Origin of the sequence: Candidatus Bandiella numerosa (genome assembly GCF_021811875.1) — a bacterium.
Taxonomy (GTDB): Bacteria; Pseudomonadota; Alphaproteobacteria; order Rickettsiales; family Midichloriaceae; genus Aquirickettsia; species Aquirickettsia numerosa_A.
This window is the reverse complement of sequence record NZ_JAJBJD010000066.1, coordinates 1-5442: the sequence shown is the minus strand read 5'-3', so window position 1 is coordinate 5442 and position 5442 is coordinate 1. Positions and strand designations below refer to the sequence as shown.

Below are 5442 nucleotides of genomic sequence, written 5' to 3'. Positions count from 1 at the left end.
TTTCTTGAATTCCTATTATTCTATCAGCTTTTATACCAAACTTATCGTTCTTCTTTATATGAATCTAATTTTTTAAATCCATTTATTGCATATCTTCCTTGCTTTGCATTTATGCAACGGCCTTTTTGATTCTAATAGTCTGGAGCCTGATAAATTAAATGAGAGATTAAATTACATAAATAATATTTCGTCTCTTATAGTGTTTCAGGAATATTTTAAATTTATTAATATTGATGATAATCCAGAAAGTCCATTGTTGAAATATAGATATAAAAATAGTAGGATGATCGAGATTAGTAATATAGAATTTTTGAAAAAAGTTACTGTACCTTCATATGCAAAAGTATCTTATAGAGTTCGCTCATTAATTAATGGTAAAGAGGCGATTGAAGAAAAGGTAGCTGAAATTAATTTTTTCATGTCAGAAATTAATAAAAAATTTATGGATTCAAAGAAAAGTATAAATTTTTTGATAACTAGTTATAAAGATTGATACGTTTAATAATTTTATGAAAAATAAATACTTAAAGAGTCTGTTTGCGTTCCTTTTGTTTTTAAATATTAGTATTTGTAGTAACGCAACTGTAATGCCTAGATCAATGGGAGGGGAAGATAGGATTAAAATAATTAATTATGTACCAAATGCGGTTTTTAGGTATATTGGCCATTATTATTATCAAACCATCATAGAATTTTCTCTTGATGAGGAAATTCAGACTATCACTATGGGTACTCCTACTCCTTGGCAAATTGTTCCTGCTGGAAACAGAATTTTTCTTAAACCGATTGAAGATGATGCAACTACAAATATGACTGTGATTACAAATAAAAGAATGTATTTTTTTGAAATGCATGCAAAGAATGCAGACAGTATAAATGATCCTGATTTGGCATTTATTATAAAATTTGTATATCCTAGTGAGACGAATTATTCCTCTATAAAAAATGTAGAAAGTAGCAGCGGACCTGATTTAACGAAGCCAGAATTATATAATTTTGAATATAAGATTAGTGGTAGTGCGGTGAACATTGAACCAACCCAAATCTTCGATGATGGCAGATTTACGTATCTGAAATTCAGGGATATAAATGCGGAATTGCCTGCTGTATTTTTTGTGAATAATGACGGGAGTGAAGCTCTTATAAATTACAGAGTTGAAAAAGGATATGTTGTGATAGAAAGGGTGGCAAGTAAATATACATTAAGGCATGGCAATGATGTAATATGTGTTTTCAATGAAAAGCCATTACTTCGTAATAATAGTAATAGTATAAAAAAATAGTTTCTACGCATATTTATTTGAATGTCTTATTTAATGAAAAGTTTTAAGTTATTTATGGCTGTGGTCATAATATGCGTGATGGTTTTTGTTTCAATCTCGATCATTACATATGATAAGTTGGATCCATCTGTATTAAATGCAACTGGAGCTCTTGATGCTCATAATTTTTTCGGTAATTATGGAGCTAATATTTCAGATATTCTGCTCCAGACCTTTGGGTATTCAATCATACTGCCAATAGTGTTTTTCTTTATATTCGCCGTCAAGACACTGAATAATTTATCGAACAAATTTTTTATATACAGAACTATAGGTATTTTATTTGCAACGTTAGTGTTAGCAATAATATTTTCTTTGATATCAATAAATAGTATTGTTTTTAACATTGGATATGGTGGATTTATAGGTGCTTATCTTAAGCAATTACTATTAATTTATATTAAGAAAGACATATTATTATTTTCACTTATAGGTGTATTTGTTGTTATTAGTATTATTTGTTTAGGACTTACTTTTAGTGAGTGGAGAAGTATATTTAAGTATATAGGTTTTAGTATAAAAATATTATTTAAATGCGTCAAATTTGTCATTGCTAAACTATCTAGTCAAAGGAAAAGATTTGATGAAGAAGCCTTTAATGAAAATTTGATAAAGGTAGATAATACGGTAAAGAATAAAAAGTCAGAGATAACAAAAAAGATTGATAATAAAGGTGATAAATTAACATTACCATCTGTTGAGATATTAGATAAAATTTCTGAGCATTCAGGTTCAAGAAATTCATCTAATAATGAACGGGTTAAGGAGAATAGTGAAAGTTTGAAAAAAGTTTTAAAAGACTACGGTATTAAAGGAGAAATGTTAAATTATAGCGTTGGTCCAGTTGTGACTTTATTTGAACTTGAGCCTGCTGCAGGTACAAAAGCTTCAAGAGTAATTGGATTGTCTGATGATATAGCAAGGTCTATGAGTGCAGTATCTACTAGAATTGCTGTAATACCTGGTAAAAATGCGTTAGGTATTGAAATACCAAATGATAAAAGAGAGATAATATATTTGCGAGAGCTAATAGAAAGTAGGGAATATAAAAATAATGACTATAAATTACCATTGGTATTGGGAAAATCTATATCTGGTGCGCCAGTCATTACTGATTTGGCAAAAATGCCTCATCTTCTTGTAGCAGGGACGACTGGTTCTGGAAAGTCAGTAGCAATTAATACTATGATTTTATCATTATTATATTCTTGCACAGTGAAGCAGTGCAGATTTGTGATGATAGACCCTAAAATGTTGGAACTATCTGTATATGACGGCATACCACATCTTCTTTCACCAGTTGTAACTGAAGCAAAAAAAGCAGTTGGAGCGTTAAAATGGGTTGTTCAAGAAATGGAAAGAAGGTATAGGGCAATGGCTTCGCTTGGAGTTAGGAATATTATGGGATTTAATGAATTATTATTGCAGGCCAATAAAAAAGGAACAACACTCAAAAAAGTTATACAAACTGGTTTTGATCATGAAACTAGCGAACCAACATTTGAAGAGATTGATTTGGGAAATGAAGAATTGCCTTACATTGTAGTCATAGTGGATGAAATGGCAGATTTGATGTTAGTTGCTGGTAAGGAAATTGAAGGCTATATTCAGAGAATTGCTCAAATGGCTAGAGCATCTGGTATTCATTTAATTATGGCAACACAAAGACCATCTGTAGATGTAATTACAGGTGTGATTAAAGCTAATTTTCCCACAAGAATTAGCTTCCATGTTACCTCAAAGATTGATAGTAGAACAATATTAGGTGAACAGGGGGCTGAGCAACTTTTGGGAATGGGCGATATGCTATACATGATGCCAGGTGGTAATATAACAAGAGTGCATGGTCCTTTTGTCAGTGATCTTGAGGTTGAAAATGTTGTAAAACAGTTAAAGGAAAATAATTTTGGTGAGTATGATGTTAATTTTAATTCCCTAATAATTACAGATAATAATTCATCAGGTGGTGGTGTTAATTCAATTTTTGAGGATCAGGACGGAGGGGATTTATATCAACAGGCCATAAAAATAGTAATAGATGAAAAAAGGCCAACTACCAGCTATATTCAAAGAAGATTAAAAATAGGGTATAATAAAGCGGCCTCATTAATTGAGCAAATGGAAAATGATGGAATAATAAGCCCTGCAAATTCTCAAGGAAAAAGAGAAGTTCTAAGGAATAAATAAAAAACTGCAGTTAAAAATTATCAAGATATTAAATGTTAAAATTAAAAAATACTGTTTCACTGGAGCTATTCAATTTATTAATATCTGGTTTTATAGCTTTATTTTTAAATTTACCGCTCTGGAATTTTTTTTATAATCTAGTTACTATTAATAAGCTTTTTTCACTAAATTTTTTATTCATATTTTTTATTGTTCTAGTATGTTTTATATACTTCGCAATTTCTCTTTTTTCATTTCGCTATATCCATAAATTATTGTTATCATTGATTTTAATTTGCGGTTCGTTAGCTCAATATTTCATGCTGAAATATGGAGTTATAATTGATAGCTCAATGATTCAAAATGTATTAGAGACGGATTTAAAAGAATCTTTTGAATTATTTACTTATAAAATGCTCCTGATGGTTTTGTTTTTTGGGATAATACCATCATTTGCTATTTATAGAATAAACATAAGGTATCCTATCAAAATATTTACTTATATCAAATTTTATCTTTTTAGTCTTTTAGCATTAGTAATTTTTATATCTGTAATATTTGTTCAATACAAAACATTCGTGTCGGTTTTTAGAAACCATAAAGATATTATATTCAGAATTATACCAAATAATTACATCAATGGTGTTTATCAAAATATAATTTTATTGCTTCCGGAACAAAGTGTAAAATCAATATCAAGTAAAGCAAATAAGAGTCAAGCTTGGCAACACCACCTAAGAAAGACTATATTTGTATTTGTGATTGGTGAGGCTGCAAGAGCTGGTAACTTTTCATTAAATGGCTACGTAAAGGAAACAAATCCAAATTTAAAAAAACATGATATAATAAATTTCAGCAATTTTTATTCATGCGGAACTACTACTGCTGTTTCTGTGCCATGTGTTTTTTCCTCACTTGATAGATCAAATTTTAGTAAATCTAAATTTATAAATAATGATAATTTATTAAAGTTAATTAAGAATTCGGGATTTAACACTTTATGGATAGATAATAATAGTGGGTGCAAATCTGCTTGTAATGATGTGAAAACTATAGAAATGGAGTCATATTTAAACGATGGTTTAGACAGAGAAATTTATGATGAGGAGATGTTGAATATTTTTCAAAAATTTATTAAACAAAACAGTAAAGATGATCTATTTATTGTTTTACATCAAAAAGGTAGTCATGGTCCTGCATACTACAAGAGAACACCAGATAATTTTCATAAATTTAAACCTATTTGTAAGTCAATTGAGTTACAGCAATGTTCGTCAGAAGAGATAACCAATGGTTATGATAACACAATATTGTACACAGACTATTTCTTATCACAGGTAATTTCAATATTAAAAGAGAATAATGATGCGGATACAGCAATGTTTTACGTCTCTGATCATGGACAATCTCTAGGAGAAGATGGTATTTATTTGCATGGAATGCCATACTTAGTTGCACCGAAGCATCAAAAACATATTCCAATGATTATATGGTTATCAGAAAATTTTACGATGGATTTTGGCATTGATAAGGGTTGTGTTTCAAAGCAGGTAGAAAAAGAATTTTCTCATGATAATTTATTTCATTCGATTTTGGATTTATTGAAAATTGACACGAAAGCTCTAAAGAATGGCATGAGCTTTTTTCAAAATTGCAAAGTTAAATAGTAAAAGAAATTAAGATGATAGAGCAGATTTATATCAATTTAACCAAAGAATTTCAAGAAATTTCTAAGTCAACTTTCGGTGCAAATCTATACTTTAAGACCATTGCATAATAGGCAGAAAGAAACATATATGATAGAATGAAAAGATAAGTACATACGAAAGAGGAAGCATAAATATTAGATAGCGTATAAATAGGAAAAGTGCTAACCTTTGACCTAAAACAATACAGGTATCAAATGGATTTTGAAATAATAGTAAGAAAAAAAGAAAAAGGCGAGGTAGTATCA

The 5442-nt window shown here is 29.5% G+C and carries 5 protein-coding genes; 4 read left to right on the top strand and 1 reads right to left on the bottom strand.

From position 1 onward, the window contains the following. Positions 1 to 85: 85 nt before the first annotated feature. From L8D11_RS03140 to L8D11_RS03125, 4 genes are read left to right on the top strand one after another with little or no spacing between them, the layout of a single operon-like run. Positions 86 to 493: a hypothetical protein gene (locus L8D11_RS03140; RefSeq protein WP_236870223.1), complete on the top strand. Its 408-nt coding sequence runs from the start codon at positions 86 to 88 to the stop codon at positions 491 to 493. 16 nt (positions 494 to 509) lie between these two features. Next, positions 510 to 1283, top strand: a complete 774-nt coding sequence (gene virB9 / locus L8D11_RS03135) for a P-type conjugative transfer protein VirB9 (protein ID WP_236870222.1) — start codon at positions 510 to 512, stop codon at positions 1281 to 1283. 33 nt (positions 1284 to 1316) lie between these two features. Beyond that, on the top strand, positions 1317 to 3509 hold the full coding sequence (locus tag L8D11_RS03130; protein WP_236870221.1) for an FtsK/SpoIIIE family DNA translocase: 2193 nt from the start codon (positions 1317 to 1319) through the stop codon (positions 3507 to 3509). Positions 3510 to 3541: 32 nt separating this feature from the next. Further along, positions 3542 to 5155: a phosphoethanolamine transferase gene (locus tag L8D11_RS03125; protein WP_236870220.1), complete on the top strand. Its 1614-nt coding sequence runs from the start codon at positions 3542 to 3544 to the stop codon at positions 5153 to 5155. A 93-nt stretch (positions 5156 to 5248) separates the two neighbouring features. Here the strand turns inward: L8D11_RS03125 and L8D11_RS03120 are convergent. After that, the coding region (locus L8D11_RS03120; RefSeq protein WP_236870219.1) for a hypothetical protein at positions 5249 to 5442 on the bottom strand (194 nt) is incomplete at its 5' end.